The 3,108-nt window shown below is 39.4% G+C and carries 2 protein-coding genes and 1 pseudogene; all 3 read right to left on the reverse strand.

Going from position 1 to position 3,108, the window contains the following annotated elements; translation table 11 throughout:
- Positions 1-5: 5 nt before the first annotated feature.
- Entirely contained in the window at positions 6-953 is a 948-nt protein-coding gene (gene csm3, locus QXV08_RS08685) for a type III-A CRISPR-associated RAMP protein Csm3 (protein WP_342784185.1), read from the reverse strand.
- Positions 954-958: 5 nt separating this feature from the next.
- Positions 959-1,393 (reverse strand): hypothetical protein, encoded by a 435-nt coding sequence (locus QXV08_RS08690; protein ID WP_342821548.1) that lies wholly within the window; start codon positions 1,391-1,393, stop codon positions 959-961.
- Between the two features lie 1,338 nt (positions 1,394-2,731).
- Positions 2,732-2,977: pseudogene (locus QXV08_RS08695) on the reverse strand (hypothetical protein); the annotation flags it as partial.
- Between the last annotated feature and the right edge of the window lie 131 nt (positions 2,978-3,108).

Below are 3,108 nucleotides of genomic sequence, written 5' to 3' on the forward strand. Positions count from 1 at the left end.
CCAAATTAAGTGTAGAGGTTTTGTAGGGCTTCTTTTAGCTTCTCGAGTTGTGTTCTTAGGTCCTGGAGGTTCTTGAATTCTATTGTAGAAACTTCAGAGATCATTCTGCCTGACTCAATATTCCTGGGGTTTATTTTGAGTACTTTGACGCTTTTTCCGGTAAATCTTATTCTCCCATAGCCTCTGGAACCGCTGCTTCCTAGGTATGTTGCTTCAAGTAGCTCAAGTCCTGTCACGAAGATCTCTAAGTACTTGCTTATCATGTTTTTATCGTGGTCGAATAGTAGCATGTTTACTACACCCTCGAATTCTACGCCCGGCCTTACTCTAACGATTTCACGCGGGTCTGCCGCAGCTGTGTATCTATCTATTCTGTTTTCTGGCTTACGTTCAAGGAAGTCGTCTACTGAAGTTATTCTATTCTTCTTAACATAGTCTGGTGTTGGGTAGAAGTCTGAGAAGAGGAGTCTAGTAATTGATAAGAGCTGAAACGCCTTATAAACCTCTTCTTCGGCTTGCTGGTCTCCCATAGACTTCTCTTTCTTCAGCTCATCTACTATTTGCTTGAAGTTTGCTGCGGCCCAACCGAAGAGCTCGCTTATTGGGTTTCTTTCGCGTATGTCTTTAATGAATTCATCAATGCTCATGGCTCTGAGACTCCTAGTGTACTGCCATATTTTTTTGTCTGTTGTGTATAGATTCTGATTTGTTGCTATTTCTAGTAGGGCTCTGAGTCTCCCCTTAATGCTGCTACCGGGGATGTAGGGTACCTCAAGTTCTGTGTCACTATATCTTATCTTTGTGGTAATATGGTATTTGTCGGCACCTCCTATTCTGTATGCTTGTGCTTGAATGGGTGCTTGAATTAGTAATCCTATCTTAGTTTCGAATTGTAGGTTGAAGGTCGCGTATCCAGTTAATTGCCTCTCGAATACTTTATTTCTGGCGCTCACGTTGCTCACCTGGCATACTTGTATACCAAAACTGTTAGGGCGTCAAGTAGTGTTCTGGCTCTCTCAAACTTCTTAATTGCGTTAGTCTCTTCTACTGAGTCTAGCAGATTCGTTAAGATTTTTTTCAGCTCAATGCTTAAGGCTTGATTTATCTCATTTCTTTCAAACTGGTATTCGATAAGAATTAAGCCTTTAGAAAGGCCTATAATTATTTCACTAATGTCATTTGGCTCGGGTTTTGATAGTATTACTGTGGCTCTATCGAGGACTGATGTTAAGTGTTCGTAAATTCTTCTGTAGGCAGTTGAAGTTGTCCGTCTTAATAGATTTTCAGCAGAGTCTTTTTTTAGATCAAGTAATTGCCTAACAACCTTTGATAGTTCTTTGTCATCAGAGAGTACTTCTCGGATGTTTATTGTGGAGAATTGACTATTAATCAATATGTCACCGAACTATTGATTGCATTCTGAATTTAAATATCTTATTTCAATTCTCTTGTTTGAGGATTTGGTGCTAGGAGTGTTTGATTCTCGATTAGGAGTGTTTGGCTTAGTGAGTAGTTCTGTGTTGAGAGATGCTTCAGGAGTTAAAGTTTTTTCAGGATTAAGCGTTATTTTCAAATTATTTACTTTGTGGGTTTTGGATTGGTGTGAGAGCTGTTGGGTGTTTGAATGTTCGTTATGTGGGGGGGCTGGGTATTTGCTTGAGTGTGGAGCCTGTGATGTTACTGTGAGGTAGTTTGTTAAAGGTTGCTTGATTTGTTGAGGTTTTCTTTGCTGGTTCACTTGGTTTGGTATCTTACTCCTAGTTTTACTTGCTGTGACGTGTTTGAGGTTCTTAGGTTGGGTGATTATGTGGATTTTTGGGTTAAGTGTTGTGGGTGAGTGAGGCTCTTCACCTGCTTGAGCAGGTCTCCAGTTGGGGGTCCCTGCTTGCTTTAGGCTGGCTTAAAGGCCTGGCTTGGAAATCTCTCCCCGCTACTCATGAAGAATTCGTGAAGATTGCTTCAAGCTACCTAATCTTGAGTAAAGGGTTTGAAATAACGGCAGAGATACTCGGGCCTCTGGAGCAAGGCAATCAGCTTCATAGTCAACCTCTCTTCTAAATTTCAGATCGATCAAAAAACAAGTCAGTAAAACTTCCCTAGCAAGACCCACAAGCACCACGTCATTCTACAAAGCTAGACTAAGAAGACTAAAACAACCAGAAATATCACCAAAATTAACCAAGAAACACAAACATCTCTAAACTCTGCTAAAAACTACACAACTCACGTATTAAAACATAACACCCCTTCAATTAATTCTTTATTGATACAGGGGTTTTGTGCGGTTTTCGTGGGTTGTTTCTTCTTCTATATTATTTTCTTTTGTATAATTATTAAACTTGCCATTAGAAGTTCTGTTGCAATAATGACTTCATGCGTAACAACTCCTAATTACTTTTTCTTTTCTCAATTCTATTGTGTAGACTCTGAAGAAACTGGAGGACAGCACGCCAGATAAGAGAATACTTTTAATTCTATCTTATAGAATCACTAAAGAAAATAATAGAGATACTTGAGAAGGAAACAGAAGAAAAGCAATTAGAAAAGACTGAAAGCCTAAGTATTTAGTGCGAAGCAGCTGGAATGGATTGAAAGAAATTCTATTTTATCATAGCTAAAATAGCTGCTGGAATAGCTGCTATGGGATTCTTCCTTGAGATAATGAGCATCCCAATAATATAGTGCAGGAAGCTTACCCTTGCTCCAAGGTTCCTCAGCCTCCAGTAGTTCCTAGGGTCTCAATTTCTTGTCTGACTATTTCAATCTCTTGTCTGGTTAGTAATATATCTTCTTTGGTAGCTAACTCTTTTCTAAGTTCATCTCTGAGTTCGATTTTTCTCTTTTTGGTTTCTTCTACTACTTTGTCTTCAAGCTGTTTTTGTGTTTCTTCAAAGACTTTAACTACCTCTAAAGCAGTCTCTTTACCTAACTTCTCTGCAAGTTTCTCATATAGCTCTACCGGTATAGCTAACGGCATTTTTGTCCTCCGGATGTGGGGGCTACTGGAGCAGGGAATGGGGAAGCGGCGATCTAGCAACTATAACAAATGTGATGACTGGTATTGAGCTACTTCAAAGCTATCTCCTTATACACGATGATATAATGGAT

The organism is Desulfurococcus sp. (assembly GCF_038881575.1).
Lineage (GTDB): Archaea > Thermoproteota > Thermoprotei_A > Sulfolobales > Desulfurococcaceae > Desulfurococcus.